The sequence below is a fragment of the Nocardia sp. NPDC055053 genome, from assembly GCF_053608285.1.
On the sequence record NZ_JBSGVD010000005.1, the window covers coordinates 150,616 to 176,982 of the forward strand.

28 protein-coding genes are annotated in these 26,367 nt (G+C 66.8%); 15 read left to right on the forward strand and 13 right to left on the reverse strand.

What is annotated here, in order from left to right; genetic code table 11:
- Window positions 1–47: 47 nt before the first annotated feature.
- A complete protein-coding gene (locus ACWF82_RS07280; protein WP_452498878.1) occupies window positions 48–617 on the reverse strand; it encodes an OmpA family protein in 570 nt (189 codons plus the stop codon).
- A 351-nt stretch (window positions 618–968) separates the two neighbouring features.
- Here ACWF82_RS07280 and ACWF82_RS07285 point away from each other — a divergent pair, with 351 nt between their 5' ends.
- From ACWF82_RS07285 to ACWF82_RS07300, 4 genes are all read left to right on the forward strand, one after another.
- Window positions 969–1,136, forward strand: coding sequence for a hypothetical protein (locus ACWF82_RS07285; RefSeq protein ID WP_452498880.1), 168 nt, complete (start codon window positions 969–971; stop codon window positions 1,134–1,136).
- A 134-nt stretch (window positions 1,137–1,270) separates the two neighbouring features.
- On the forward strand, window positions 1,271–2,725 hold the full coding sequence (locus ACWF82_RS07290; protein WP_452498882.1) for an amidase: 1,455 nt from the start codon (window positions 1,271–1,273) through the stop codon (window positions 2,723–2,725).
- A gap of 144 nt (window positions 2,726–2,869) precedes the next feature.
- Entirely contained in the window at window positions 2,870–3,835 is a 966-nt protein-coding gene (locus ACWF82_RS07295) for a hypothetical protein (RefSeq protein WP_452498883.1), read from the forward strand.
- A 314-nt stretch (window positions 3,836–4,149) separates the two neighbouring features.
- Entirely contained in the window at window positions 4,150–4,377 is a 228-nt protein-coding gene (locus tag ACWF82_RS07300) for a DUF6480 family protein (protein WP_452498885.1), read from the forward strand.
- 46 nt (window positions 4,378–4,423) lie between these two features.
- Here ACWF82_RS07300 and ACWF82_RS07305 read toward each other — a convergent pair whose 3' ends face one another.
- Window positions 4,424–4,882: a MarR family winged helix-turn-helix transcriptional regulator gene (locus ACWF82_RS07305; protein ID WP_452498887.1), complete on the reverse strand. Its 459-nt coding sequence runs from the start codon at window positions 4,880–4,882 to the stop codon at window positions 4,424–4,426.
- A gap of 62 nt (window positions 4,883–4,944) precedes the next feature.
- On the opposite strand from ACWF82_RS07305, the gene ACWF82_RS07310 reads away from it, so the two are divergent.
- Window positions 4,945–5,313 carry a VOC family protein gene (locus ACWF82_RS07310; protein WP_452498889.1) on the forward strand — a complete coding sequence of 123 codons (369 nt, stop codon included), beginning with the start codon at window positions 4,945–4,947 and terminating at the stop codon, window positions 5,311–5,313.
- A 39-nt stretch (window positions 5,314–5,352) separates the two neighbouring features.
- Here the strand turns inward: ACWF82_RS07310 and ACWF82_RS07315 are convergent, their stop codons facing one another.
- The 3 genes from ACWF82_RS07315 to ACWF82_RS07325 all read right to left on the reverse strand — a co-directional run bounded on the left by ACWF82_RS07315 (window position 5,353) and on the right by ACWF82_RS07325 (window position 8,018).
- Window positions 5,353–5,790 (reverse strand): VOC family protein, encoded by a 438-nt coding sequence (locus ACWF82_RS07315; protein WP_452498891.1) that lies wholly within the window; start codon window positions 5,788–5,790, stop codon window positions 5,353–5,355.
- 83 nt (window positions 5,791–5,873) lie between these two features.
- Window positions 5,874–7,226, reverse strand: a complete 1,353-nt coding sequence (locus ACWF82_RS07320) for a flavin monoamine oxidase family protein (protein ID WP_452498893.1) — start codon at window positions 7,224–7,226, stop codon at window positions 5,874–5,876.
- Window positions 7,227–7,391: 165 nt separating this feature from the next.
- On the reverse strand, window positions 7,392–8,018 hold the full coding sequence (locus ACWF82_RS07325) for a TetR/AcrR family transcriptional regulator (RefSeq protein ID WP_452498895.1): 627 nt from the start codon (window positions 8,016–8,018) through the stop codon (window positions 7,392–7,394).
- Between the two features lie 113 nt (window positions 8,019–8,131).
- Here ACWF82_RS07325 and ACWF82_RS07330 point away from each other — a divergent pair, with 113 nt between their 5' ends.
- From ACWF82_RS07330 to ACWF82_RS07340, 3 genes are all read left to right on the forward strand, one after another.
- The gene (locus ACWF82_RS07330; RefSeq protein WP_452498897.1) at window positions 8,132–9,487 is read left to right on the forward strand and encodes a flavin monoamine oxidase family protein; all 1,356 of its coding nucleotides are present in this window, start codon (window positions 8,132–8,134) and stop codon (window positions 9,485–9,487) included.
- 260 nt (window positions 9,488–9,747) lie between these two features.
- On the forward strand, window positions 9,748–9,966 hold the full coding sequence (locus ACWF82_RS07335) for a hypothetical protein (RefSeq protein ID WP_452498899.1): 219 nt from the start codon (window positions 9,748–9,750) through the stop codon (window positions 9,964–9,966).
- Window positions 9,967–10,046: 80 nt separating this feature from the next.
- Window positions 10,047–10,535: a hypothetical protein gene (locus tag ACWF82_RS07340; RefSeq protein ID WP_452498901.1), complete on the forward strand. Its 489-nt coding sequence runs from the start codon at window positions 10,047–10,049 to the stop codon at window positions 10,533–10,535.
- Between the two features lie 279 nt (window positions 10,536–10,814).
- Here the strand turns inward: ACWF82_RS07340 and ACWF82_RS07345 are convergent, their stop codons facing one another.
- Together ACWF82_RS07345 and ACWF82_RS07350 are read right to left on the reverse strand one after the other, a co-directional pair.
- On the reverse strand, window positions 10,815–11,639 hold the full coding sequence (locus tag ACWF82_RS07345; protein ID WP_452498903.1) for an SGNH/GDSL hydrolase family protein: 825 nt from the start codon (window positions 11,637–11,639) through the stop codon (window positions 10,815–10,817).
- Window positions 11,636–12,049 (reverse strand): nuclear transport factor 2 family protein, encoded by a 414-nt coding sequence (locus ACWF82_RS07350; protein ID WP_452498905.1) that lies wholly within the window; start codon window positions 12,047–12,049, stop codon window positions 11,636–11,638. The genes ACWF82_RS07345 and ACWF82_RS07350 overlap by 4 nt, the downstream gene beginning before the upstream one ends.
- A 118-nt stretch (window positions 12,050–12,167) precedes the next feature.
- On the opposite strand from ACWF82_RS07350, the gene ACWF82_RS07355 reads away from it, so the two are divergent.
- From ACWF82_RS07355 to ACWF82_RS07365, 3 genes are all read left to right on the forward strand, one after another.
- Window positions 12,168–12,779, forward strand: coding sequence for a PadR family transcriptional regulator (locus ACWF82_RS07355; RefSeq protein WP_452498907.1), 612 nt, complete (start codon window positions 12,168–12,170; stop codon window positions 12,777–12,779).
- A 127-nt stretch (window positions 12,780–12,906) separates the two neighbouring features.
- Window positions 12,907–14,382, forward strand: a complete 1,476-nt coding sequence (locus tag ACWF82_RS07360; RefSeq protein WP_452498909.1) for an LVIVD repeat-containing protein — start codon at window positions 12,907–12,909, stop codon at window positions 14,380–14,382.
- Window positions 14,379–14,996: a DUF305 domain-containing protein gene (locus ACWF82_RS07365; protein WP_452498911.1), complete on the forward strand. Its 618-nt coding sequence runs from the start codon at window positions 14,379–14,381 to the stop codon at window positions 14,994–14,996. Before ACWF82_RS07360 ends, ACWF82_RS07365 begins: the two co-directional genes overlap by 4 nt.
- Here ACWF82_RS07365 and ACWF82_RS07370 read toward each other — a convergent pair.
- Both ACWF82_RS07370 and ACWF82_RS07375 read right to left on the reverse strand, forming a co-directional pair.
- A complete protein-coding gene (locus ACWF82_RS07370; protein WP_452498912.1) occupies window positions 14,987–16,702 on the reverse strand; it encodes a TetR family transcriptional regulator in 1,716 nt (571 codons plus the stop codon). The genes ACWF82_RS07365 and ACWF82_RS07370 overlap by 10 nt on opposite strands.
- A 10-nt stretch (window positions 16,703–16,712) precedes the next feature.
- Window positions 16,713–17,393, reverse strand: a complete 681-nt coding sequence (locus tag ACWF82_RS07375; protein WP_452498914.1) for a response regulator transcription factor — start codon at window positions 17,391–17,393, stop codon at window positions 16,713–16,715.
- Window positions 17,394–17,482: 89 nt separating this feature from the next.
- Here ACWF82_RS07375 and ACWF82_RS07380 point away from each other — a divergent pair, with 89 nt between their 5' ends.
- The 3 genes from ACWF82_RS07380 (at window position 17,483) to ACWF82_RS07390 (ending at window position 19,893) form a co-directional block, all read left to right on the forward strand.
- Window positions 17,483–18,781, forward strand: a complete 1,299-nt coding sequence (locus ACWF82_RS07380) for a DoxX family protein (RefSeq protein WP_452498916.1) — start codon at window positions 17,483–17,485, stop codon at window positions 18,779–18,781.
- Between the two features lie 113 nt (window positions 18,782–18,894).
- Window positions 18,895–19,404, forward strand: a complete 510-nt coding sequence (locus tag ACWF82_RS07385; RefSeq protein ID WP_452498918.1) for a hypothetical protein — start codon at window positions 18,895–18,897, stop codon at window positions 19,402–19,404.
- 111 nt (window positions 19,405–19,515) lie between these two features.
- Window positions 19,516–19,893, forward strand: a complete 378-nt coding sequence (locus ACWF82_RS07390) for a hypothetical protein (protein WP_452498920.1) — start codon at window positions 19,516–19,518, stop codon at window positions 19,891–19,893.
- A 24-nt stretch (window positions 19,894–19,917) separates the two neighbouring features.
- Here ACWF82_RS07390 and ACWF82_RS07395 read toward each other — a convergent pair whose 3' ends face one another.
- Window positions 19,918–20,874 carry a formylglycine-generating enzyme family protein gene (locus ACWF82_RS07395; RefSeq protein ID WP_452499172.1) on the reverse strand — a complete coding sequence of 319 codons (957 nt, stop codon included), beginning with the start codon at window positions 20,872–20,874 and terminating at the stop codon, window positions 19,918–19,920.
- A gap of 196 nt (window positions 20,875–21,070) precedes the next feature.
- Here ACWF82_RS07395 and ACWF82_RS07400 point away from each other — a divergent pair, with 196 nt between their 5' ends.
- A complete protein-coding gene (locus ACWF82_RS07400; protein WP_452498922.1) occupies window positions 21,071–23,428 on the forward strand; it encodes an arylsulfatase in 2,358 nt (785 codons plus the stop codon).
- Window positions 23,429–23,439: 11 nt separating this feature from the next.
- Here the strand turns inward: ACWF82_RS07400 and ACWF82_RS07405 are convergent, their stop codons facing one another.
- From ACWF82_RS07405 to ACWF82_RS07415, 3 genes are all read right to left on the reverse strand, one after another.
- Complete coding sequence (locus ACWF82_RS07405) at window positions 23,440–23,655, reverse strand: hypothetical protein (protein ID WP_452498924.1); 216 nt, start codon at window positions 23,653–23,655, stop codon at window positions 23,440–23,442.
- 186 nt (window positions 23,656–23,841) lie between these two features.
- Window positions 23,842–24,912 (reverse strand): fatty acid desaturase family protein, encoded by a 1,071-nt coding sequence (locus ACWF82_RS07410; RefSeq protein WP_452498926.1) that lies wholly within the window; start codon window positions 24,910–24,912, stop codon window positions 23,842–23,844.
- Between the two features lie 98 nt (window positions 24,913–25,010).
- Window positions 25,011–26,321, reverse strand: a complete 1,311-nt coding sequence (locus ACWF82_RS07415; protein WP_452498927.1) for a DUF1254 domain-containing protein — start codon at window positions 26,319–26,321, stop codon at window positions 25,011–25,013.
- Between the last annotated feature and the right edge of the window lie 46 nt (window positions 26,322–26,367).

A 26,367-nucleotide genomic window follows, 5' to 3' on the forward strand; every position in this document is an offset into this window, starting at 1 on the left:
CTCGGCGTGCGATCCGGGTTGGCGCCGGCCGTCGGTGACGTCCTGTTCTATCCGTCGACGACCGTGATCTTGGCCTGATCGGGATCGACCTGCGGGTCTGAGGGATTCGCATCGGCCTTCACCGTGATGCGTGACTTGTCGATGCCGTCGGCCTCGAGCGCGGCCGCGATGTTGTCACCGCGGGATTCGGCCAGAGATTTGGCTGTGGCCACGTTCGAATCCTTGGCGTAGGTCGTGATTTCTATCTTGGTGTCGTTTCCCTGCAAGGCGGCCGCAACCGCGGTGAGGGTGACGGTGTCGATCGTGCCGAGGTCGGAACTGCCCGGGTCGAAGGAGATCGGGGCGGCAACCAAGATCTTGTTGATCGCATCCTGAACCGATTGCTGCACGTTCTCGCGTACGGAGCTCACCGCCGCGGACGCCGTTGCGACGATGCTGCTCTGCAGGGTGTCGACCTGGGCGGTCGGAGTGGTCGTCGGCGTGGATGTGGTGTCGTCGGAGTTACACGCCGCGGTCATCAGCACAACTGCCGCGATCGACGCTATCCCATAGACACTGCTCTCGAGCTTCACTGGAATCTCCTGGTCTGTGAATGTCTGACAGCGGGTCGTACGCACTTCTCCCGTAGATCGTCGCTGCGGCGACCTCAGCGGCGACTGCGTCGCGTGGCAACGGAATATGCAGGGCCACTGCACCATTGGCCGCATACGTGGCGGCCGAAAAGTCGCCTTGGCTCAGGTGTCCTGGAACGACGACACCGCTGCCGTGCGGTCAAGCCGGTCGGTCTCATCTTGTCGAGAGATCGTCGTCGCCATTGCGCCCGCTGCGTCGATCGACAGCACCGGGCCCAGAACTGGAGTTGATCCCATAGGCGAATCGTGCACCGCCTCCAGTCCGCGCGCCTCACCCGAATCGGGTGAATCCAGAGGGTCGGCGTTTCGGTCGCTTGTCGGTCCTCCCGCGGTGTCGTGATCATCCTCGTCTTCATCGCCGCCGCGGTCGTCTCGATCACCTACAGCAGCCGCAGCAGCCACGCCCTGGTCACCACCACCGCAAGCAGTGAATCCGTGCGCCGACTCGCGCGTTCGGCGCAGCAGACAGCGGACTCAGCCCAAGCGGAATATGACGAGTACTGAGATATGACCTGGGGCGGGCCACCTGCGATGACGGATCGCGTGCATGACATTGCCGGTGGAGGTGGCCGTTCGGCTTTCCCGTTGTGCGAGGCGGCATTTTATGTCCTCCGCGGCAGGCCGATAGCTTCGGATTCATGGAGTGGAATTTTCGATCTGCCGAAGATCTTTCAGCTGCCCTGCGTGCCGGTGAGGTGACCTCGGTGGAACTCACCGACGAGGCGATCGCCCACATCGAGCGGGACGACAAGGTGATCAACGCGATCTGTGTGCCGGACTTCGACCGTGCGCGGGCCGCCGCACAGCGGGCCGACCAGGCGCGCGCCCGCGGCGAGGACCGGCCGCTGCTCGGCATTCCGGTGACGGTCAAAGAGTCCTACGACATCGCCGGGCTACCCACGACCTGGGGCATGCCACCGCAGCGGAACTACGTACCGGCCGAGGACGCGGTACAGGTATCGCGGCTGAAGGCCGCCGGCGCGGTGGTGCTCGGCAAGACCAATGTGCCGTTGGGGCTGCAAGATATCCAGAGCTTCAACGAGATCTACGGCACCACCAACAACCCATGGGATCACGATCGCACGCCGGGCGGATCCTCCGGCGGATCCGCGGCGGCCCTGGCATGCGGATTCGGCGCGCTGTCCATCGGCTCCGACCTCGCCGGATCGCTGCGCACCCCCGCGCATTTCTGCGGCATCTACGCACACAAGCCGACACTCGGCCTGGCGGCGACCCGAGGCATGGTCGCGCCGCCTGCCCCGGCACTGCCGACCGACCTCGACCTCGCCGTCGTCGGTCCGATGGCACGCACCGCGCGCGACCTCACCCTCCTGCTCGACGTCATGGCCGGACCGGACCCGCTGACGCACGGCATGGCATACGACGTGACGCTGCCGCCTGCGCGTCACGAGCGGCTCGCCGACTTCCGCGTCCTGGTCCTCGACGAGCATCCGCTTCTCCCCACCGGGTCCGCTGTGCGGGCCGGGGTGAACCGGGTGGCCGACGCGCTCGTCGACGGGGGTGCCCGCGTCGAACGTCACAGTCTGCTGCTGCCCGATCTGACCGAAGCCGCGACGCTCTACACGCGGTTGCTGTTCTCGAGCACCGTTGCGCGTTTTCCCGTCGAAGCCTACGAGCAGCTGCAGACCCGCGCCGCCGCACTGAACGCAGACGACCCGAGTCTCGACGCCGCGCGGCTGCGCGGCATGGTGATCAGCCACCGCGACTGGATCGAGGCGAATACCCGTCGCGAGCTCCACCGCGACGGCTGGCGTCAGCTCTTCGCCGAGTTCGATGCCGTCGTGTGTCCGATCACGCCGACTCCCGCGTTCCCCCACGACCACAACCCCGATCTGCTGGAACGCCGGATCGACATCGACGGCGTCACGTACCCGTACTTCGATCAGCTCGTCTGGGCCGGGCTGGCGACCATGCCCGGCCTGCCCGCCACCGCCATCCCCGCCGGCCGGTCTCCCGAGGGCCTTCCGGTGGGAGTGCAGCTCATCGGACCGATGCTCGAGGACCGCACCGTACTACGGCTGGCCGAACTACTCGAGCGGGAGATCGGCGGCTTCCGGCCGGTCTTTCCGTAGATTGCGCCGCCCGACCTGGAGAAAGTCCACCACGAGGTGTGCCGGGTTGTCAGCGATCCGATTCGGGAGCGCGGCGCCGGGTATGCGCGAGGTGGTGCCGCCGTGCTCGGGCGGCATCGCTGACAGCCGTACGAGGAGGTCGAATTGGATATCGAACGAGGCAATACCAAACATGGACCCGCCCACGACGAGGAGCTGGCCGACGAGCTGGACAGGGCCCTCAGGGGTGCGGGCGGTGGCGAGGCCTGGCGAGAGCCGGAGCCGCTGTCCGACGACGACGAGACCTACGTCCGATCCGACTTCGGCAAACGCGCGTTTCCCGACCCCGCTGCCTCGCAGTCTCGTCCGGGTGCGCAGGCGATGGGCGACGGCGATGATCGCAGGGCGGCACCGCTGATCGATATACGCAGGCTTACCGACCTGCCGAACGCCGCCGTCTCGGCGGCCTTTCAGGCCGCGGCGCGCGTGCGCCACGCGCGGGTGTTTCATCCACGGGGAATCCGCCTCGCCGGGCGGTTCCGGCCCGCGCAGAAGTACGAGCCGTGGTTCGGTGCGGGCGATCGGGCGGTTATCGCGCGACTGTCGAAGGCACTGGGTAGTCCGGTCGGGGTGCCCGATGTGCTCGGGTTGGCCTTTCGGGTGCTCGACCGCGACGATCACCCGTGGGACTTCGCTTTGGCGACCACCGGTCGCGGCACCCTCGGCCGTTTCGTCTTCACCCCTGCACTCGGCTGGTCGACCGCCTGTTTCGGCTCGCTGCTGCCGTACCGGTTCGGCGAGGCGTCACCGGCGTGGCTGTTCGCCGAGCCGCTCGACGCCGAGACGCTGCCGAACACGGCATCCTTGCAAGCAGTCGGTGACTACGTCGACGATCGGGTGATTCGCTACACCCTGACCGCTGACGGGCTCGGCAGTCCGGCCGAGATCATCGGTGAGCTGGACCTGCGGCGAGCCGAACCGGGTGAGCACCGCACTGATTTCTTCGATCCGGTCCTCAACCATCCCGCCGGGGTCGCGATGGTCCCTGGCGTGGTCAACCGGATCCGCGAGAGCGCCTACACCGGAAGTCGGCGCGGTCGGGATGACGAAGGGTCACAGCCGCCTGCCTGAGCGGAACGTGGCGTAGGCGACGATGCGGCCGCGGAACCACACGCCGGAATCCCCTGGACATCGGATGGCCGACGCCTACCAGCGAAGTTCGCCGGCCTCGTCCTGGAGTGTTCCGGTGGGTCCGTCCGCGCCGATCGTCACCAGCCGCACAACGGTTCTGGCGCTTTCCTCGACAGGTCGCCCACCTCCCACACCCAGGGCCGCCGTCATGTCGGTGTCGGTGAAGCCGGGCTCCACCGCAACCTGATTGAAGACGATGGCAGCGTCTATTGCTTCGGTAAGTGCAAACGGTTATGGCAAGGAGGTAGGTAGAGATGAACTCCATGGATCCTGATCCAGACAAAACCCCCGACCTGGAACCAGGAGGTGGCGTTGCACCCGGGTCGACCCCACCGGAATCTGCCCAGACATCGGGATTGTCGGCTCCGGAGCCGCGCACCAGCCGCCATTTTCCGCCGACCGGTGTTGCCGCGATTGTCGTGGCGGTGCTGTTGGTGGCCCTCTTCGTCGCGGCCGCGGTGGGAGTGGTGCTCGCGATGTGAGAGGCCCCTGTGACTCGCTGTCCCCGGTAGTGCGCCGGCGAACGAACTATGTACCGTCGTTGCCTTCGCGCAGGGAGTGGATCATGCTCCGCAGGATCCGGAACGCGTCCGACTGCTCGGCCTCTGTCATGCCCGCCAGCATTCTGACCTCGACGGACCGGACCGCGACGGTCGCCTTCTCGAGGCTGCGCCGGCCGCGAGGCGTGAGCCGCGTGGGGAGCACCTTCCCGACGGGTGCCGCCGCGGGCCTGGTCACGTAGCCGTCTCGTTCCAGGGTCTGGAGTAGCACATTCATCGTCTGCCTGGTCACGAACGCGCCCCGTGCGAGCTCGGAGTTCGACAAGCCCGGTCGTTGAGCCAGCAGCTCGAGGCAGGAGTAGTGCGTCACGCTCATCCCGAGCGGCCGTAGCACCTCCTCCATCGCTGCGCGCAGGGCGCTCGACGCCTCTTTCAGCAGGTAGCCCAGTGACGTCTCCAGGTGGACGCCGATGCCGTCTTGACTCATGTCAGTATTCTGACATACATTGATCCGTGTCAGAAACCTGACACAAAAGAAGGAGTATCGTCATGCCCGTCACCGGCCCCGACTTCCTCTCGCTCCAAGCGCGCGACCTCGACGCTTCACGGGCCTTCTACGAGCAGTACCTCGGCCTCGTCCGCTCGCAGGCCGGACCACCGCACGCCGTCGTCTTCGAGACGAAGCCGATCGCGTTCGCGCTCCGCGACATCGTTCCCGGCACCGATCTCGCGTCCGCTGCTCGGCCCGGCATCGGTGCCGCGATCTGGCTGCACGCCACAGACGTCCAGGCCATTCACGATGCTCTGGTCGCCGACGGTCACACCATCGTCTCCGCACCGATCGACGGCCCGTTCGGCCGGACATTCACCTTCGCCGACCCCGACGGCTACCAGATCACGCTCCACGACCGCGCCTGACCGGCGAAGCGCCAGGTGCGTCCCGGCGGAACCACCGGCTTATCCGAGTTCTTCGGCGAGCCCGATGAGCAGGCCTTCGGGACCGCGGATGTAGCAGAGTCGATAAACGTCCTCGTACTGAACCACTTCGCTGCTGACGAGCTGCATGCCGTGGCTGCCGAGGCGAGCGAGCGTCTCATCGATGTCGTCCACGGTGAACATGACGCGCAGGTAGCCCAGCGTGTTCACCGGAGCGTTCCCGGGGCCGGCGATCACCTCCGGCGTGAGGAAGCGTGAGAGCTCGAGCCGGCCGTGGCCGTCCGGTGTGCGCATCATGGCGATCTCGACGCGCTGGTCGCCGAGCCCGGTCACGCGTCCGGCCCATTCGCCCTCCACCATGGTGCGACCCTCGAGTTCGAGGCCGAGTTCGCCGAAGAACTCGATCGCAGCCGTGAGGTCTTCGACGACGATGCCGACGTTGTTCATCCTGACTGGCATGGGGTCATCCTAGGGGCGCTGCTGCCTCGGCGAGGACGGCGAAACGCCGGACGCGTGAGATGGCAGCCCTGACGGATTCGCGATCAACCAGCCCGCGAATCCGTCAGGGCGGCAGCGACTTCGGCGGCGGCGCGCTCGCCGGACTCGATGGCGCCCTCGATGTATCCGGCGTGCTCGCCGGCGGTCTCGGAGCCTGCCCAGTGGAGGTGGCCCAGCGGTGTCGTGTCGACAGGTAGGTACCCGTCGGCGATTCCGATTTCCGGCAGGGCCGTGTAGCCGCCGCCGACGTGCTGGTCCTGGTGCCATGACTTCTCGTGCCAGCCACGCGGCTCGCGGACCCGCGGGCCGAGGTGGGTGGCGAGCGGGCCGAGGATCGCCGCGCGGCGGGCATCGTTGTCGAGCCCGTCGAGGGCCCGGGCTTCGGGACCAGCGACGAGGATGCACAGATGGCCGGGACCGCCGGGCGGCGAGGTATCGAAGCTCGCCAGGCCGGGCTCGGTGAGCGCCAGCAATTCGGCGTGACCGCGATCGCGCCAGAACGGTTGATCGTAGACCGCGATCGCCTTGTACACCGAACCCATATAGGTGTTGTCCTGCAGCCGGATTCGCGCGGCGGGCAGTGCGGGGTTGTGCTCGATGCGCGCGGCCGTCGGGGGCGGGACGGTCACGATCACCTTCGCGGCGCGGTAGGTTCCGGTGGCCGAGTGGATCGTGGCGCCGTCGTCGTCGCGGTGGATCGCGGTGACCGCGCTGTCGAAGATCACCCGGTCGCCGAGGTCGGCGGCGAGTCGTTCGGCCAGCGTCCCGGCCCCGTCGGCGACCAGGCTCTCCTGGGCGCCGCCCGCGGTGGACAGCATGGTCCGGAATCCGCCTTGGAAGCCGATCATCTCGAGAAAGTCGTGCACCGAGTAGCGGTCGAGGTCGGCGGTGGTGGACACCGAGGCGATGACCTCCAGCAGCCGCCGCGCCCGCCGGTTCGGTACGTGTCCCAGCCACGACCGCAGGCTCCGCGCCTTCCATGCGCGCGGTGCGCCGACCCGCGTGGACATCTCCCACACCAGCAGAACCGCGTTCGCCGCCATCGCGGTCACACCCGAGTTCGAGACGACCGTGTCGCCGTCGACGACCGTTGGCCGGTCCGGTGTCCGCATCGCGAAGACCGTCGTGCCGAGTTCGGCGGCCAGCGCCGCGAAGCGGTGGTGCCCGTGTCCGATCCATTGGCCGCCGAGGTCGACCCGCGATCCGAGCACGGTGGTCTCGGCCAGTACCCGCCCGCCCGGACGTGCGGCGGACTCGAGCACGAGGACGTCGATGCCCCGGCGGTGCAACGCGCGGGCCGCGATCAGTCCGGCCATGCCCGCGCCGACAACGACGACAGTCGCGGCGCGCGGTAGATCCTCGCCGTCGGGCAGGTCGGGGAATGTCTGCTGAGCCATCGTCTCACTCCAGATGTGCGTCAGGGCCGACCCGCGCAGCACCCGCTCCGATGCGAGAGCGCGCAAAATAAGTCGGACAGCCGTACGAATCACGATAGAGCGAAGGTGACCTGTGACGCAACGGGTGACAACCCGGAGGTTATGGCGTGGTGGCCCCGAGCGGGCTCATCGCCTGGTCTTGCTCCGGGCGACCGGCTGCGGATCGGCGAACAGCATCAGCATGTCGAGGGCTTGGTTCAGGTCGCGCCGCGCGCGGGCGGCGTCGGGCTTGGATACGTACTGCAGGATCAGTCCGTCGATCTGGGCCAGCGCCAGCCTGCCGAGCGTGTCGAAGCCGACCGCGCAGCGTTCGCCCGCCGCCTGGGCGGCCTGTTCGCAGAACTCGGTGACCACCGAGCTGTAGCGCTCGTACTGCAGCTGGGCCAGGCTGCCGCCGGGCTCGGTGCGCAGCGAGTACGTCATGAGCTCGTACTGCATGATCTGCAGTCCGATCCGGTCGGCGACCAAGAGTTCCCAGAAGCTGGTGACCCCGTGGCGCAGCGCGTGTTCGACGCCTTTGTCGAGCTCGAGCTGGGCCCGCAGCGCCCCGGAGATGTCGCTGATGACGGTGGTGATGACCGCCTGGAGCAGTTTGTCCTTGGTGGGGAATACGTAGTGCAGCGTGCCGAGCGGGACACCCGCCTCGGCGGCGACCGCGCGCAGCGTGGTCGCGGGCACCCCGATCGCGCTGAGCACGGTGACAGCCGCCGTGACGATCTGCTCCTCGCGCTCGGACGCTTTGACGTAAACCACGGGTTCTCCTCGCTCCACGGCGGACGAATATCGCCACAACTCTTGCACACGCCACCCGGGTGATCTACATTGCAGTCGGACAACCGACCGAGAATTGAGCGAAGGAACCGGCGATGACCGATATCGATGTTGTGGTGGTAGGTGCCGGTCTCGCCGGCCTGACCGCGGCCAAGGAGCTCACTGCGGCAGGCCGCACGGTGCGGGTGCTCGAGGCGCGAAACCGGGTGGCCGGGCGCAACGCGGGCGGCACCCTGTCGAACGGGGTTCCGGTCGAGATGGGCGGGCAATGGATCGGCCGGACTCAGACCGAGGTCCTGAAACTGGTCGCCGAACTCGGCCTCGAGACCTTCCCGACCTACGACGAGGGGGAGTCGGTGACCCGCTACCGGGGCACTGTCACCCGCTACGGCGACGAAACCTTCGGCCTCTCCGGCGAGGCCGCCGTGGAGGTGGGCCGCCTGCAGGCCGAACTCGAGGCGATCGCCGCCACCGTCTCGCTCTCCTCGCCCTGGGCCGCGCCGGACGCGGCCGACCTGGACCGCCGAACCGTCGACGAGTGGTTGCGCGCGAACACCGGCAACGACGAGGTACTGGCATTCTGGGCCGCGGTCGTGCCCGCGCTGTTCTCCGCCGAGCCCGCGGAGATGTCGCTGCTGCACTTCCTGTTCTACATCAAGTCCGGGGGAATGCTCGATGTCCTCGTCGGCGTCACCGGTGGTGCACAGGAGTTGCGGGTCGTCGGCGGCACGCATCAGATCTCCGAACGGCTCGCCGCCGCACTCGGTGACGAGATCGTCCTGCTCGACGCCCCCGTGTGGGCCATCGACCACGACGAGAACGGCGTGCGGGTCGCCTATTCCGGTGGGACGATCACCGCCGGGCAGGTCATCGTGGCGATTCCACCGACTCTGGCCGGACGATTGACCTATCGGCCCGCGCTGCCCGCCGCACGCGACGGTCTCACCCAGCAGATTCCGATGGGGTCGGTCATCAAGGCCCAGATCGCCTATCCCACACCGTTCTGGCGCGACGCAGGCCTCAACGGATTCGCCTTCGACCTCGACGGCGCCATCGGCGTCACCCTCGACAACTCCCCGCCGGACGGCTCGTGCGGGGTGATCGTCGCCTTCTTCGAGGGCGCGCACGCGCGCACGGCGGCGGGATGGAGCATCGACGAACGACGTGCCGCCGCGGTGGACACCCTGACCGAGCTGTTCGGTCCCGGAGCCGCCGATCCGATCGACTACGCCGAATTGAACTGGATGGAAGAGGAATACACCCGCGGCTGTTACGGCGGCCGGTTGGGCGCCGGGGTGTGGACGCAGTACGGGGCGGCACTGTCCGCGCCGATCGGGCGGATCCACTGGGCGGGTGCGGAGACGGCGGAGGTGTGGAACGGCTACATGGACGGCGCGATCCGGTCCGGTCACCGCGCGGCGGCCGAAGTCCTCGCCCGTATCGACTCCTGACGCATCATGACGACATCAACCGAGCGTATCGCTGTCCCGCCGCTGGACGGCTGCCCCTGGCTGGGCGAAGCTGCCGGGTACCTTCCGCTCGGCTCTGCGCGGACAGCGGCGCGCCCGGTGCGTTTCCGCGTACCGATTGCCAGCCAACTCCCAGCCGAGACCGAGCGGGCCCGAAGGAACTGGCACAACGATGGGCGGTGTCGAAAGTTGAGCATCCGACGAGCAACACACGCCCGTCGACCGGATTCAAGGAGAACTCCGTGAACGTTGTCAAGACCAAAGCGGCGAAGGCGGCCATCGCCGGCGGTGTCGCCGCCGCACTGATCGGACTCGGTGCCGGAGCCGCCAGTGCCCAGCCGCACGACGGCCCCGACCAGGAGCGTCCTGGCCCCGCTCAGCAGCACAACCCCGGCCCGAACCAAGGACCACAGCAGCACGGCTTCTGGTTCTTCGACCGCTGGATGCCGCTGCCCTGGTGACCGGACCGGCCGTTCACCGACCACGGTGAACGGCCGCTGCGTCGATGCCGCTTGGCTATCATCGGCGAGTGCGGCTACAGGTGAACGACGTCTACGGCGGAGTGGTGGGTACGGTGCTCACCAGTGTCATGCTGGCGGCCGTTCCAACGGATCAGACGCCGATGTATGCGGCAGTGTGGATCGTGGCGAGTGTGGCCATCGCCGCGGTCACGCGCAGCTACGGCCAGCATGTCTCCACGCACCAGGCCGGATCGAGGTCGGGGTTCTGGGTCGATCTCGGTCGCAACATGCTCACGGGTATACCGATGGTCATCGCGTGCGTACCGACGCTGATCGTGCTGTTGCTCGCGCATTTCGCGGGGTGGAGCGATGATGTTTTCCATTCCGACGGTTCGGTGACGCCCGGCTACACCACGATGGCGCTGGGGCTCAATGCTGCGATCCTGTTCGGCTGGGGCATGGTGGCGGCACGGGTGGGCGGATACTCCCGATGGGGCGCCTGCGGGGTCGGCATCGTCAACACCACCCTCGGACTGGCGGTCGTCGTACTCAACGTCATCCTGAATTAGCTCATTCGGCGACGTCCGCTTCCCCGTGCGAGGGCAATCATGGCAACCCCCCGGTGCGCCCGGCGCAGTTTCGCGGTGCGGGGCGGGATCTCGGCTTGGGCCCGCTGTCAGTGAGCTGTGCTGAAACTGTTGTATGACACGACTTCCGTCATCGATTTCGACGTCGTCGCCACTACCGGCAGTGGATGGGTCGCGTTGTGGGATGCGGCGTCCTTCGCCCATGTGACCGATCAGGCCGTCTGCGAGATGGAGCTGATCGAACCGGACGATCGACGCTTCCTACCGTGGCGAGGCCGACGCAGGGGAGTCGGCCCTTTCCTCGAAACGGGCCAGTTGGGGGCGCTTGGCGACACGACCGTCGCCGGAGGAGCGTCCGGTCAGGCGGCGAAGCAGCCACGGGCCGAGAAAGGTTGCCAGCCACCGTAACTCGGTGCCGACCAGTGCTGCTGGATGCCGATGGGGCAGTGGCGGGGACAGCGGTGTGGTCCAGCTGTCGTCGGATCCGGGTAGCCGCAGTGCCTCGGCCAGTGCGTCGGCGATGCGCTGGTGCCCCACTGGGCTGGCATGCAGCCGGTCCGGGGACCACAGGCGCGGATCGGTGACTACCTCGTGATCGCCGGTTTCCGCCACGACCACACCATGGCGCGCGGCGGCGTCGCGGATCACCGCGTTGAGCGCGACGGTGCGTGCGGCGATGGGCCGGGCCAGGGGCGTGATGCGGGTGATGTCGGGAAAAGTCAGCGTCGCCACCGTCGCACCGTTGGCGGTCAAAGCCTCGAACATCGCCTCGAGCTGCCGGCCCACCGCATCGGCGTCGAAACCTGGTCGCAGCAGATCGTTCACGCCGGCGATCACGGTGGCGACGTCGGGTCGCAGCGCCACAGCGGCATCGAGCTGTTCCTGGCGAACCTGGCTCGCGAGCTTGCCGCGTACCGCCAGATTGGCGTAGAGCAGCGACGGGTTCGCGCTCGCCATCGACGCCGCGAGCCGGTCGGCCAGTCCGATCACACCGGTTCGGTCGTCGCCGTCGCCGACACCTTCACTCTGGCTGTCGCCCAGCGCGACATACCGCGCGAAGACGGGCGTGCTGTGCGGATCGCTCACGCCGAGGTCTTGCCTTCGATAGCCTCCCGCGCCTCCTGCTGGATCCGCGGGTACTGCTCGGCCATCCGGGCGGCGAGCGCCTGGGCCGCCGAAAGCGGTCGCACCATCACGGTGAACGTATCGATCTTGCCGTCGGCGTCGAAGTGCAGGAAATCGCAGCCGGACAGCTGTAACCCGTCCACGGTGGCCTCGAACACCAGCGCATGGTCGCGACCGTCAGCGGCGGCGATCTCCCGCACGTACCGGAAGTTCTCGAAGACCCGCAACACCGCCCGCAGGATCGCCGCCGTCACCGGCTTGCCCGGGTACGGCGCGAAGGCGACGGGACTGGTGAACACCACATTGTCGGCCAGCAACGCCTCCATAGCGTCCGGGTCCCTGGCCTCCACCGCGGTTCGGAAAGGATGCACCGTGCCTCCTGGGCAAATAATTGACTAATTGCGGTCGAGGCTAGCGCCGAACCGCCCAGAGTGTCCAGGGGTAGTCACTACTCGACTTGAATAGTCTCGATCCTGCTAGGGTGGTCGGATGGCGTTACGACACGCGGTGCTCGCCGCTCTTCTCGAAGGGGAAGCCTCCGGCTACGACCTGGCCAAGGAGTTCGATGCCTCCGTGGCGAACTTCTGGATGTCGACCCCGCAACAGTTGTACAAAGAGCTCGAGCGCATGACGGCGGAGGGCCTGATCGAAGCGCGGGTGGTCGAGCAGGAGAAGCGCCCGAACAAGCGGCTGCACTCCATCACCGACGTCGGCCGACGCGCGTTGCACGCCTTCGTCGCCGAGCCGACCAAGCCGACGGTCATCCGCGACGAGATGCTGGTGAAGATTCAGGGTATGGAGGCCGGCGACGAGTCGGCCGTCGAGGCTGTCCTCATCGAGCGCCTTGGCTGGGCACAGGCCAAACTCGCTCGCTATGAACGGCTGCGCGCGCGCCTGCTCGACGGCCGCAGCGAACACGCCTATCTGAGCGAGGCCGAGCGGGTCGGCTCCTACTTGACCCTGCTGCGCGGAATCTCCTTCGAGCAGGAGAACATCCGCTGGTCCGAGTTCAGCCTGAACGTCATCCGGCAGCGTCGAGCGTCGGCGGCGAACAGCCCGGCCGCCGATCCGCCGCCTGGGCAACCTCCGCGATCGCGCTGAGCCGACCGCGCCAAGTCGCTGACTTGGAAATTTGGCTGTTTCGGTCCGCCGGGATATCGCCACGTCGTAGCCTCGGTGCGTGAAATGCGCGGGGCTGGTCCGATGTGGGGTTGTTGCGCTGGTTGTGATGGCCACCGGTGGGTTGCCGAGGCCGGCTTCGGCGGATCCGGTCGCGCAGTTCCTGGAGATCGAGCGGGACGCCGTCGCCCGCGCGCAGTGCGGGGAAGGTTCGCTACCGGAGACCGGAGTGCAGGGCGAAGTTCCGTTGGCCGACCGCAACAGCGGCCGCAGCCAGCAGGGGTATCGCTGCAATCTGACGCTGGTCGGCCAGTATCAGGGGCAGGGGGCGGGGATCGTCAGCCCCACCTACGAGCACTGCTCCTACACCGGGTCCAACTGGCCGATGGGTTTCCTCTCCGACCATCCGGGGGTCCAAGTGCTCGATGCCTCCGATCCGGCGAATCCGAGGCTGTCGACCACGCTGACCGAACCGGCGATGCAGGGCGGCACGTGGGAATCGTTGAAGGTGAACCACGAACGCGGGTTGCTCGCCGCGACCGGTGTCGGAATCGGTTACGGCGCAGGCTATTTCTCGATCTACGACATCTCCGAGGACTGCGCGCACCCGCGACTGCTCAACAGTGGGCCCGGTTCGCAGCTGACGATGCCGCTGCCGATCACCACGCACGAGGGCGGATTCTCGCCCGATGGCCGGACCTATTGGGCGGCAGGCACTCTGCCGCCCGGCTTGCTGCACGCGATCGATGTCAGCGATCCGGGTAATCCACGCGTGATCTGGACCGGATCGACGGGTCTGTCCAATCACGGGTTCGGCATCAGCCCCGACGGAAACCGCATGTACGTGTCGACGCTGGCCGGTATCACGGTGCTCGACATCAGCGCCGTGCAACGCCGCGACCCCGATCCCGCTGTGCCGCATATCTCCCAGCGGTTCTGGCTCGACGGCCAATTCACCCAGCACACGATTCCGATCACCAAGAACGGCGAGCCGTTCATCCTGACCGTCGACGAGGCGGGCTCGGGCGGAGTCAAGATCATGGACATCGCCGACGAACGCAATATTCGCCTGGTCGATACCATCAAGCTAGAGATCAATCTGCCCGAGAACGCCGACCGATGGGCGCAGTCGGCGCAGGGGGAGGGCCTGTTCGGGTACGACGCGCACTACTGTTCGGTGGATCGGGCCGAAGATCCCACCACGCTCGCGTGCGGCTGGATTCAGTCCGGCATCAGGGTTTTCGACATTCGTGATCTGCGCGAGGTCCGCGAGATCGCCTACTACAACCCGCCAGGGCAGGTCGGCAAGAAGCGGCAACTGGTCAATTCCCTGCACGCCGACACCAATCCGATCCTGATGGCGCCACCACTGACCGGAACCATCGCCGTCGGTCGTGCGCTCCTCGAAGGCGCCATCTCGGCGGGCGACCTCACCAGTGACCGGGCGAAACTCATCGGCGCCGATCTGTCGACGGACTGGTGCTTCTCGCCGCCGGAGTTCCACGGTTCGCACCTGTGGGTCAGCTGCATGGACAACGGATTCATGGTGCTCGACCTGGACGACTCGGTGTATCCGCCGCGATGACACGCACCACGGTATCGGCTGTCGCCCTGGTTCTTTCGATGTTGCTCGGCGTCGGTGTCGGCGCGCTGTGGTCGCCGCGTTCGGAGACGCCCGCGGCCACGGTGCTGACGCCGGCGGAGATCGGTTTCGCCCAGGACATGGCCGCCCACCATGAACAAGCGATCGTGCTCTGCGACGCGGTGACCATCGGCGTCGATCCGTCCATCACCGCGCTCTGCGCGCAGATCCGCACCACCCAGCTGAACGAGATCGGTGTCCTGCGCGGCTGGCTGCAACTGCTCGACCAGCCGCAGGCTGCCACGGTGCCGATGGCGTGGATGGGCGCCGGTCACCAGCATGGGCCGAATGCGCTGATGCCGGGGATGGCGACCTGGGCCGAGGTAGACGAACTGCGCAGATTGCCGGATCCACGAGCCGCCGAGGTTCGCTTGCTGCAGTTGATGATTCGCCATCATCGCGGCGGGATCGAGATGGCCAACTATGCCGCGCTGCATGCTTCTGCGATGGCGGTGATCCAGGTCGCCGGGCAGATGGCCAACGAGCAGAGCGGCGAGTTGTCGGCGATGTCGGTACTGCTGGCCCGCCGCGACGGTCAGGTGCTGCCCTATCCGTGAGTGCCGGGGCCGGCCGAGATCGCGGCGAGCAGTAGCGTTCGCGCCTGCGGCCAGCCGACGACACTGGCCGAGGCGATCGGCAGCGGCGCCATGACGACCAGGCCCCGCATCGTGGCGACGCACGTCAGGATCCAGTCGGCGAAGTCGGGTCGGGTAGCCAGGTCGGGCAGCGCCTGCTCGGCCATCGCGATGGCCAGCGCGTGCGCGGTGTCGACTCCCGTGGCGATGTGCTCGCGCAATTCGGCATCGGTGCGCGCGGCGAGGAGCAATTCGGTGATGACGTGGGCGATAGGGAGATTGTGGATCTCCCACAGCATGTCGAGCGCTTCTGCGCACCGCTGCGGCCCGGCGTCGGGTAGCGCGCGCATTCTTTCCCGCGCCTGCTCCGACAACCCCACCGCGAGCCGCAACAGCGCGGCCTCCACCAGCGCGGTCTTGGTGGGGAAATGATGCTGTAGTGCCCCTTGACTCACGCCGGCCCTGCGGGCGACCGCGCGGACGGAAGTGCCCGCGTACCCGCATTCCTCCAGGGTCGCCACGGTCGCGTCGAGGATCGCCTCGCGCGCCACGGTGTGCTTGGCCGTGCGGGTCACCGCAGCCGCTCCGGAAGGATCTCCATACTCGCGAGCATAGGTAATCCTCATGTCCGCGCGGATAGTTGCACCGTGACGCACAGCCCGCCGGCGGGGCGGGGAATGAGGGTGAGGGTTCCGGCGTGTGCCCGGGTGATGCTGTCGACGATCGCCAGGCCGAGCCCGACCCCGGCGTGGTGGGCGCGGATGCGTTCGGTGCCGCGCTGAAATGGTTCGACCAGGGTGGACACCAGTTGCGGGGGTGAGCGGGATACCGGTGTTCTCGACGGTGAGCGTCACCGCCCCGGGGGACCCTCCGGTCCTGACCCACACGGCGCCCCGAACCGGCAGGTTGTGGACGATCGCGTTGTGCACGAGGTTCGTCGTCAGCTGCAGGAGCAGGGTGTGGGAGCCGATGGTGGGGGCCATGTCACCGGAGGTCTCGAGGGTGATGCCGTGCTCCTCCGCGAGGGAAAGCAGCGTTTCGGTGGCTTCTTCCGCGAGGAGCGACAGGTCGATATCTTCGCGGGTGAAGGACCGTTGATCGGCGCGGCTGAGCAGGAGCAAGGCTTCGGTGAGGTCGATCGCCCGGGTGTTGACGGCGTGCAGCCGGTCGACCAGTTCGCCGGTGTCGCGGCTGCGATCGCTGCGGGCCACATCGAGAAGTGTCTTCGTGATCGCCAGCGGGGTGCGCAGTTCGTGGGAGGCGTTGGCGGCGAATCGCTGTTCTTCGGCGACGTGTGCCTCGAGCCGGGCCAGCATGGTGTCGAAGACGTCGGCGAGTTCGCGGAACTCGTCCCGGCGGCCCGGTAGCCGGATGCGGTGGGACAGTGAGCCGTTCGCGGCCATGCGGGTGGCGGCGGTGATGCGCGACAGCGGCGTGAGCATCCGGCCTGCGAGAATCCACCCTCCGGCGAGACCGAACGCCAGCAGAAATGCCAGTACCACGGTCACGAATGGTGCGAAGGCGCGCAGCAGGCTGCCGCGGTCGATCCAGAAGTCACCGGTGGCGGTCTGGATCCAGCCGTCGGGGAGGTAGTACAGGTAGAAGACGAACACGGCGGCGATCAGCAAGGTGCCGACGAGCATGATGAAACCGGCGTAGCTGAGGGTGAGTTTGAGGCGAACACTCAATCCAGGTGCTCTATCCACGGTCGCCTCCCGGTTGGGTGCTGATGCGGTATCCGACTCCGGCGACGGTAGCGATGATCCAGGGTTCGCCGAGACGTTTGCGCAGGGCCGAGACGGTGATCCGCACGGCGTTGGTGAACGGGTCCGCGTTCTCGTCCCACGCCCGTTCCAGGAGTTCTTCGGCGCTGACGACACCACCCTCGGCGGCGACGAGGACTTCGAGCACCGCGAACTGCTTGCGGGTCAACGCGACGAAGCGGCCGTCGCGGAAGACCTCGCGGCGGAACGGATCCAGCCGCAGGCCCGCGATCTCCCGCACCGGTGGTCTGCTGTGGGCGCGCCTGCGGTCGAGTGCTCTGAGCCGGAGAACGAGTTCCCGCAGATCGAACGGTTTGGTGAGGTAGTCGTCGGCGCCGAGCTCGAACCCACTCGCCTTGTCGTCGAGCCGGTCGGCGGCGGTGAGCATCAGGATCGGCATGCCGCTGCCGGAGGCGACGATGTGTTCGGCGATCTCGTCACCGGAGGGGCCGGGGATGTCGCGGTCGAGAACGGCGATGTCGTAGGTGTTGATGCCCAGCAGTTCCAGGGCGGTGTCACCGTCACCGGCGGTGTCGGCGGCGATCGCGGCCAGGCGAAGGCCATCGCGGATGGCTTCTGCCAGAAAGGGCTCGTCCTCGACGATCAGTACGCGCATAGACTCTCGACTCTCCCCGACGGGCGATATCGTCGGCGTATCGAAAACTGGATACGTGCCGGCAACAGCTCGCTGCCTTGACTGAAGGTATGAACCCTAGCGGCCCAGCACCGACGCAGCTCGCGTTCCGATTCAGCGTCCTGTATTTCGGCCTGTTCTGCTTGCTCAACAGCTATATCCCGTTCGCGCTGTTCGGCATCCTCAGCCAGTGGACCCGCAGGTACACCGGGCCGTGGAACATGTCTCTGACCGATCCCGTCACCGGGTGGGTGGGCAGGACGGTCTTCGGCGTCGACGCGGTGCAGCACGCGGACTCCGGAGCCGGTGACCAAGCGGCTGTCTGGGTGCTGGTGTTCTGCCTCCTGATTGTCGCGGCGGTGGGCGCCGCCGTGTGGACGGCGTTCGACCGTCGCACCTCCCACCCCCGCCTGTCGGCGTGGTTCACCCTGTTTCTGCGGGTGTGCCTGGGCGGGCAGATGCTGGGGTTCGGGTTCGCCAAGCTGATCCCCACCCAGATGCCGGGCCCGACGCCGGCGCAGCTGTTGCAGCCCTACGGCGACCTGAGTCCGGCCTCGGTGCTGTGGCTGCAGGTCGGCAGCTCCTATCCGTACGAGATGACGCTCGGAGCGGTGGAGGTCGTGGCCGGGCTGCTGCTGTTCGTGCCGCGGACCGCGGTGCTCGGTGCGGCAGTGAGCCTGGCGAGCACGGCGCAAATCCTGTTGCTGAACATGACATTCGACATCCCGGAGAAGCTGCTCGCCGCGCACCTGCTGCTGATCAGCCTGGTCCTGCTCGCCCCGTACCTGCGGCGACTGACGAATGTGTTCGTGCTGGACCGCGCGTGTGCACCGCTGACCCAGCCCCCGCTGTTCACCGACGACCGGAAAAACCGCATCGCACTGTGGATTCAGGTGGCCCTCGGCATCTGGATCGCGGTGGGTAGTGGCTATGACCGGTGGGTGGTCTGGCAAGAACAGTACGGTGCGGCCAGTCCCAAGTCCGAGCTGTACGGAATCTGGGAAGTGCGGGACTTCACCCTCGACGGGCTGTCGGTGCCGCCACTGACGACTGACGTGAATCGTTGGCAGCGACTGGTTTTCGACGACCCCGGGCAGGCAACCTACCAGCGGATGAATGGTGAACTGGTGCCGGTGCGGGCCGTCTTCCGCCCTTCCGGACAGCTGGAACTCACCACGATGACCGACGGAGAAGCCGGGCGCCCCATCGCGACGCTGACCACCGAGCAACTCACCCCGGACCGGCTGTCACTGCACGGGACACTGCATGACCGCTCGGTCACGATCACACTGGACAGGCTGGACCCCAGCACGTTTACTCTGCGCAGCCGCGGATTCCACTGGGTGCAGGACTACCCGTACTTCCGGTAGCCGAAATGTGGCGCAATCGAGGTCGAATCTTCTGTGGCGATACGCGAGGTGACAAGTGAACGAGTTCGAGCCGTACGAGCCCGACTCGATGAATGATCTCGGGGTGCAGCTCCGTGGCACAGGAGGACTCGGCCGCCCCCGAACCCACCGTTCCGATGTGTGATGGCAAACCCATGACGACGGACACCCTGTGCATCACGTTCCAGAACGGCAAGGCATTCAGGCAGACCTACCAGGACAAGTTGCGGGAGCTGCAAGAAGACGATGACGACGGGATCGGCACGGTTGTCACCGGTGCTGCGTTGATCGTCGGCAGCATCGCTGTGATCATGGTCGCCAGATACCTGAATCCGAGGATCGACCGGGCCATGAAGTCGCCTGCTGGGGAAGAGGATCGGCCTGCGCCGACGCCCAGTAGCTCAGCGCGGCCCATGCCGGTGCCGCCCGTGGAAGCCCCTGTGCCACATGACTACCGCGCGCTGCTGACCTTGGTGATGGGCAGTAGCGGCACAGCCGAGCGGCTGATCGACTACGAGCGTCGCATGTTTCCCGGCGTTGATCGTCCAACGCTGATCGCGAAAGCGATCGACCGGTTGCTCTGGGAGCGTCGGCGCCATAGCTGAATCATCAGCAGTCGCTTGTCGCGTCGGCGCGGATTCGACTGCACGCCAACGCTGTACGAGCTGTGTCACACTTCGAAATCGCCGACCGGGTAGACCCGTATTGTCAGTGCGATGAACGGGTATCTGCTGGCCGCGGGCCTGATAGCGGCGGTGGTGTCGGCGATCCACATCGTCGCCGGGCACGTCGATCCGGTGCGGCCGCTGCTGGACAGCTCGCTGGCCGATGTCCCGAAGCGAACCATGCACGCGGTGTGGCACATGGTGAGCGTCGACCTCGTCGCCACCGCGGCGACGCTGCTCGCGGTGGCGTGGTGGCAGCCGGCGGGGACCGAGCTGGTCGCGCTGCTGACCGCGGCTCGATATGCCGCCTACACGGTCGTTTTCCTGGTGATCGCGTCGCGCCTGCCAGGCCGCGCGCCGTTGTTGCGCCTTCCGCAGTGGATCCTGCTGTCGCCGGTGGCGATTCTGGCCGCGCTCGGGGGGTGGTGAATGGTCATGGCGTCGAAGACCCGCTCACGGTCGAATGATCAACCGGAAGCCCAGATGTGAGGTCGAGGTGTCGACAGCCTGGGCCATTCTGGCCGCGGGGCGGTACCGCCGGCAATAGTTCGGAGCGCACAGGTGTGAGCCGCCCTTGATGACGCGGCGGCCGATTTTCGGGTGAGCACGATCGCGGCTGTTCTCTTCGGTGCCGCCGCGCGGATCTGTGGGGACACAGCAGGAATGGGCCGGGCTCTTGTGCGCGGTGTACCAATCCTGGGTCCATTCCCAGACATTGCCGATCATGTCCGACAGGCCAAATCCGTTGGGCGGGAACGATCCGGTGGGCGAGGTCCCTTCGTAACGGTCTATTCGTGTGTTGTGGTGCGGGAATTCGCCGTGCCAAGTATTGGCCATCAGCGTGTTTCCGGGTTCGAATTCGGCACCCCAGGCGAATTCGGCGCCGTCGAGACCACCGCGGCAGGCGTACTCCCATTCGGCTTCGGTCGGTACGTCCTTGCGGGCCCACTCGGCGTATGCCGCGACGTCGTCCCACGCGATATGTACCACCGGATGGTCGGGTCGCTTTTTGATGGACGTGCCAGGGCCGTGTGGATGTCGCCAATTCGCGCCGGGAACCCAATGCCACCATTGGTAGGGCTGGTCGAGGCGCACACGGTGATCCGGCTTGATGAACACCGACGAGCCCGCGACCAGTTGGTCCGGGTCGGCATCGGGGTAGTCCGTTGCCGCCGGGGCGCGCTCGGCGACTGTGACATAACGGGTATGGGAGACGAAGCGGGCGAATTCGGCATTGGTCACCGGATGCGGATCGATCCAGAATCCGGGGACCGAGACCCGGTGTGCCGGTGCTTCCTCGGGGTAATGGTTGTCCGAGCCCATGGCGAAGATGCCGCCCTCGATCCATACCAGGTGTTCCTGCCGAGGGCGATCACCGGTCAGTGGTGGCTCGCCGGCGATCCTGTTCATATCGTTGCCCTTCCGATGACCGACGGATATCGCGGACGATAGTCCGAGCTTCGCTGTCGCGGTGCTGTAATCCCTCACCCGGCAAGGGTGAAATTTCGATGAGGAGCGCGGTATCCACCGAGCGCCCGGTGTAATGTCGATCGGTGTCGCAGGACCGGTCACTATCCGAAGCCGTGCACGTGTGAGGAGTCGCCCCATGGCAATTCCATTCCGCGGTGTTGTCAATCTCGACATCCGTGATTCGGTCCCGGACTGGGGCCCTTATCAGCAGCCGCAGGCGGCGGCGGGCTCACCGAACATCGTCTACATCGTGCTCGATGACGTCGGGTTCGGCGCGATGAGCTGCTACGGCGGCCCGATCGAGACACCGAATATCGACCGGATCGCCGCGAAAGGTCTGCGTTACAGCCAGTGGCACACCACCGCACTGTGCTCGCCGACCCGCTCCTGCCTGCTCACCGGCCGCAACCACACCACCAACGGAATGGCCTGTATCAGCGAGTGCGCGGTGGGATTTCCGGGGGCGAACGGTCACATCCCGCCGGAGTGCGCCACCCTTGCCGAGGTTCTGGTCGAGCAGGGCTACAGCACCGCGATGGTCGGCAAATGGCATCTGTGCGCCGAGGACGAGATGAACCTGGCGTCCACCAAACGTAACTGGCCGATCGGTCGCGGTTTCGAGCGCTTCTACGGCTTCCTAGGAGCCGAGACCAATCAGTGGTATCCGGATCTGATCCACGACAACCATCCGGTCGAGCAGCCGTCGATGCCCGAGGACGGCTACCACTTCAGCGTCGACATCACCGACCGGGCCATCGAATACATCGACGACGTCAAAGCGATCGCTCCCGAGCGTCCGGTCTTCCTCTACTACGCCCCTGGCTGCGCGCACGCCCCGCATCACGTGCCGCGCGAATGGGCCGACCGCTACCGGGGCAGGTTCGACGCTGGCTACGAGGTGATGCGCGCGGAGATCCTCGAGCGGCAGAAGCAGATGGGCCTGGTCCCGCGGAACACCGAGCTGCCACCGCTCAACCCGATCGGCACGCCCGAGACCCGCAGCGGGCCCGATGGCGAGCCGTTCCCGCCGCTGGACTACACCCGCCCCTGGGACACGCTCTCCGGCGACGAACAGCGGCTGTTCGCCCGCATGGCCGAGGTGTACGCGGGTTTCCTGTCCCACTGCGACGACCAGATCGGCCGCTTGCTCGACTATCTGGAGCGGATCGGGGAACTCGACAACACCATCATCGTCGTCGTCTCCGACAACGGGGCCAGCGGCGAAGGCGGGTCGGACGGCTCGGTCAACGAGAACAAGATCGCCAACGGCGTCCCGGACGATCTGGCCGAGAACATGGCCAAGCTCGACGAACTGGGCAGTCCGACGACCTACAACCACTATCCGAACGGGTGGGCGATGGCCTTCAACGCCCCGTTCAAGATGTGGAAGCGGTACTCGTTCAACGGCGGCACCTGCGACCCGTGCGTGATCTCCTGGCCGGCCGGGATCACGGCCCACGGGGAGACCCGTGATCAGTACCACCATGCCGTCGACCTGGTGCCGACGCTCCTGGACTGCCTCGATGTCGACCTTCCCGACATGGTGAAGGGGCATCCCCAAGTGCCGCTCCAAGGGGTGAGCATGCGCTACAGCTTCGACGCGCCCAACATCCCGACCGCCAAGCACACGCAGTTCTACTCCATGCTCGGCGGACGCGGGATCTGGCACGACGGCTGGAAAGCGGTCACCACGCACCCCACCCTCAGCGGCTGGAGTCACTTCCCCGACGACACCTGGGAGCTCTACCACACCGAGGTGGACCGCGCCGAGATGCACGACCTCGCCGCCGAGGAGCCCGGCAGACTGGCCGAACTCATCGGCCTGTGGTTCTACGAGGCGGGTACCAATCAGGCGTTCCCGCTCGACGATCGTTCCGCCGTGGAAATCCTCACCACCCCGCGCCCGCAACTCGCGCCACCGCGCAACCGCTACGTCTACCGTCCCGGCGGCGCGGAGGTACCCGAGGCGGTGGCGGTCAACATCCGCAACCGCTCGTACTCGATCGGCGCGCTCGTCGATCTGCCCGAACCGGGCGCCTCCGGTGTGCTGTTCTCCCACGGCGGCCGTTTCGGCGGGCACGCGCTGTATGTCAAGGACAACCGGTTGCACTACGTGTACAACTTCCTCGGCAGCGAGGAACAGCGCGTCGACGCGACCGAGGACCTGCCGACCGGCGAGAACCTGATCGTGGCGGCGTCCTTCGACAAGCAGGGCGAGGACCCGCCCGGCACCGCCAACGGGCTCCTGAGCCTCTACTACGGTGACCGAAAGGTCGGTGAGGGTCGAATCCGCACCCAGCCCGGCAAATTCAGCCTCACCGGGGAGGGTCTCAACGCGGGACGCGACAGCGGCGAAGCCGTCACCCAGGACTATCCCGGAACGCGACCGTGGTCGTTCACGGGCGGAACCCTGCATCGGGTGGCCGTCGACGTGAGCGGTGAACCGTTCGTCGATCTCGAACGCGAAGCCGTCGCGATGCTGTCGCGCGAGTAGCGGCCCCGAGGTCAGCTGTGGCCGTCCTCTTGATCGACGCGGCGACAGCGGCTGACGTGGTCATCGTCGTGCGGCAGTGTCCCGGCGCCACATTGCATCGCGGCAGTCGCGTCGCCGAGATCCACGGCGGGAAGCTGCCCGAGGCCAGTGTGTTGCAGGGCCTGATCGTCGGCAACGAACGGACTTTCGACCAGGACCGACCACAGCGGTGTCGACAGGCTGATCATTGATCTGCCGGGATGGGAGGAGTTCCTTCGCACGGGTGTCGACGACATCGTGTTCGCCGTGAACTCGCCGATGGTTGTCACTGCGAGACATGCTGCGGCGGGTACGCGACCGCGCTGATCCCGACCGCACCGAACTGATCGACCGCCGCCTGAGGTGGCTCGACGACAGGGTGACCGAGCGCAACCTCACCTGAGCCCGCGACGAAGCGCGTCAGGAGTGCGCAGGGGAGCGCCGACGTGATGCAGGTGTTTCAGCGCCTCGCGGTACGAGGCGATCAGTCCGGTTTCGTGGTAGGGCACGCCGATTTCGGCGCAGTAGTCGCGGACGATCGGCTGGGCGCGGCGCAGGTTCGGTGTGGGCATGCTCGGGAACAGATGGTGTTCGATCTGGTAGTTGAGCCCACCGAGGGCGAGATCGATCAACCCGCCGCCCCGGACGTTGCGGGAGGTCAGGACCTGGCGACGGAGGTAGTCGGGGCGGTCGTCGCCGGTCAAGGTCGGCATGCCCTTGTGGTTCGGGGCGAAAATGCAGCCCATGTACAGGCCGAACAGGCCCTGGTGGACAGCGAAGAACGCGAGGGCTTTGTCGGCGGGCAGTACCGCGAACAGTGCGGCCAGGTAGACGGCGAAGTGGCCGAACAGCAGCGCGCCTTCCCAGCCGCGGTGTTTGACCGACCGGTTTCCGAGCGCTCGCACGCCGGCCACATGGAGGTTCAGGCCCTCCAGCAAGAGGAGGGGGAAGAACAGGAACGCCTGTGCCCTCCCGATGAGGCGAGGCAGACCGCGGCTCGACCGCGCCTGCTGCTGTGACCAGACCAGAATGTCGGGCGCGACATCGGGGTCGAGTTCCTCGTGGTTCGGGTTGGCGTGATGCCGGGTGTGCTTGTCCTGCCACCAGCCGTAGCCGAGGCCGATGCCCGCGTTGCCGACGATTCGCCCCACGAGCTCCGTCGGCTGCCGTAGCCGGAAGACCTGGCGGTGCGCGACATCATGCATGACGAGTGCGATCTGGGCGAACGTCACGGCCATGAACCCGGCGACCAGCAGCGTCCACCACGAATCGCCGACAAGCACGAACGCCGCCCAGCCCGCCACGAACGCGACCCCGACGAGACCGAGCCGGACGGCGTAATAGCCGGGCCGCCGGTTCATCAGCCCCGCATCGGAAATCCGGCGCAACAGACGGGCGTAATCACCATCGGCCCCGCGTCGCGGTGACGGTGGAGATGACTCGGGGACCAGAGCAGATGTCGTCATGAATCCGAAGCTAACGACGAAAATCTCGTTGCTCGTAATCCCTTGGTATGGCATGGGATCAGACCGTGGGGTGAGGCTCCGTGCGGTGGGTGCCCGCGTCAGCGTGCCTTGCGAACCGGGGGCGGGGTCCAGGTTCCGTCGAGAGCTTCGGCGCGCGGAGCGTACAGGCGCATGGTGATACCGACCGGGCCGCTGGGCGCCGGTAGCCAGTTCGATTCGTGGTCAGGCCCCGGGTTCTTGCGGGAGAAGTAGATCTCGAGCGATCCGTCCGGATTGTGCTGCAAGGGATCTCGGTCGCCGAGAGCGAATCGGTCGAGTTCGTTGGGGATCTGGAACCCCTCGGCGTCATACATGGTGATCGACCAGAATGCCGCTGCCGGTGGTAGTTTCCCCGCGTCGAAGTGGATCACGTAGTCGGTGTCGCCGACGAGCTGGTCGCCGTCGGCGTCGGCGACCAGCAGCGGATAGATCGCGTCTTCGGGCGGGTTGGCGCCCAGGCCCGCCAGCGTGATGGCGGACCGCTTGAAGTAGTCGTTGCCGTAGACACCGATGGTGCCGAGCACGCTGACCCACCCGTTGACCGGTGCGGCCAGTGTGGTCGGTGTCGCGGCCACCGCGGCCCGCGCCGCCGCGACGCCTGCTTCGATCGCTTCGAGGTCCGTGGGGGAGAAGCGGGTCTCGTCGAAGTCCTGGCCGGGCGTGATGCCGAGCAGCGCGATGCGCGCGAGCTGGGAGAAGTCGGTCCTGTGCGGCGGGTCGACCGTCAACGCCGCCGCGGCGCGGCCGAAGAACTCCGTCGCCGACATCGCGTTGACCTGCCGCAGTGGTTCGGTCTCGGTGACCAGGGCGGGGTCCGGCTGAAACGGCGCCGTGTCGGCCAGTTCGGTGATCCGCAGTCCGTCCTGGAACGTGTTGACCGCCGCGTAGTCGGCGGGTCCGTTGGTTTGGGTTCGGCCGATCATCCAGGCATGGGGGGTCGGGGCGTGAATCACCGGGACTCCGGCAGGCAGGTCGCCGCTGTATCCCGGCCCCACGATGATGAAGTCTTGTTCGGCGGTGCCGGTAGTCCGTTTGCCGGGGTTGGCGAACACGTCGGTCCATGCGTCCAGGATCGGGAGCATGAAATACCGGTCGCCGCTGTCGGGAACGTGGATGCGGACGGGACCGCGCGTCAAATCCAGCCACGCCGAGGAATACAGCGTGTCGAAATTCGGCCGCACGACCGCGCGAAAGTCGGCATCCGGGAACTCGCGGATGTGGTGGAACTGGTTCGGAGGCCCGAAACCCGGGGTGGAGCCGACCGGTGAGTTCGTCTGCTGCTGACGGGTGACGTCCATCGTCACCAGCGAGTACAGGTAGACATACGCTTCGTAGCTCAGAGTTTGCAGATCGCTGGACAGCACGCTCACGACGCCTCCGTTGGGGATCGCTCCTGTCGGGACTCAGCTGCTTTCC

Coding starts and splice junctions, on each gene's coding strand:
- ACWF82_RS07395 (WP_452499172.1), bottom strand. CDS start 20,874: ATGAACAGGATCGCCGGCGAGCCACCACTGACCGGTGATCGCCCTCGG.
- ACWF82_RS07365 (WP_452498911.1), top strand. CDS start 14,379: ATGACACGCACCACGGTATCGGCTGTCGCCCTGGTTCTTTCGATGTTG.
- ACWF82_RS07290 (WP_452498882.1), top strand. CDS start 1,271: ATGGAGTGGAATTTTCGATCTGCCGAAGATCTTTCAGCTGCCCTGCGT.
- ACWF82_RS07375 (WP_452498914.1), bottom strand. CDS start 17,393: ATGCGCGTACTGATCGTCGAGGACGAGCCCTTTCTGGCAGAAGCCATC.
- ACWF82_RS07300 (WP_452498885.1), top strand. CDS start 4,150: ATGAACTCCATGGATCCTGATCCAGACAAAACCCCCGACCTGGAACCA.
- ACWF82_RS07355 (WP_452498907.1), top strand. CDS start 12,168: ATGGCGTTACGACACGCGGTGCTCGCCGCTCTTCTCGAAGGGGAAGCC.
- ACWF82_RS07310 (WP_452498889.1), top strand. CDS start 4,945: ATGCCCGTCACCGGCCCCGACTTCCTCTCGCTCCAAGCGCGCGACCTC.
- ACWF82_RS07305 (WP_452498887.1), bottom strand. CDS start 4,882: ATGAGTCAAGACGGCATCGGCGTCCACCTGGAGACGTCACTGGGCTAC.
- ACWF82_RS07380 (WP_452498916.1), top strand. CDS start 17,483: ATGAACCCTAGCGGCCCAGCACCGACGCAGCTCGCGTTCCGATTCAGC.
- ACWF82_RS07315 (WP_452498891.1), bottom strand. CDS start 5,790: ATGCCAGTCAGGATGAACAACGTCGGCATCGTCGTCGAAGACCTCACG.
- ACWF82_RS07400 (WP_452498922.1), top strand. CDS start 21,071: ATGGCAATTCCATTCCGCGGTGTTGTCAATCTCGACATCCGTGATTCG.
- ACWF82_RS07320 (WP_452498893.1), bottom strand. CDS start 7,226: ATGGCTCAGCAGACATTCCCCGACCTGCCCGACGGCGAGGATCTACCG.
- ACWF82_RS07390 (WP_452498920.1), top strand. CDS start 19,516: ATGAACGGGTATCTGCTGGCCGCGGGCCTGATAGCGGCGGTGGTGTCG.
- ACWF82_RS07330 (WP_452498897.1), top strand. CDS start 8,132: ATGACCGATATCGATGTTGTGGTGGTAGGTGCCGGTCTCGCCGGCCTG.
- ACWF82_RS07410 (WP_452498926.1), bottom strand. CDS start 24,912: ATGACGACATCTGCTCTGGTCCCCGAGTCATCTCCACCGTCACCGCGA.
- ACWF82_RS07360 (WP_452498909.1), top strand. CDS start 12,907: ATGGCCACCGGTGGGTTGCCGAGGCCGGCTTCGGCGGATCCGGTCGCG.
- ACWF82_RS07405 (WP_452498924.1), bottom strand. CDS start 23,655: ATGATCAGCCTGTCGACACCGCTGTGGTCGGTCCTGGTCGAAAGTCCG.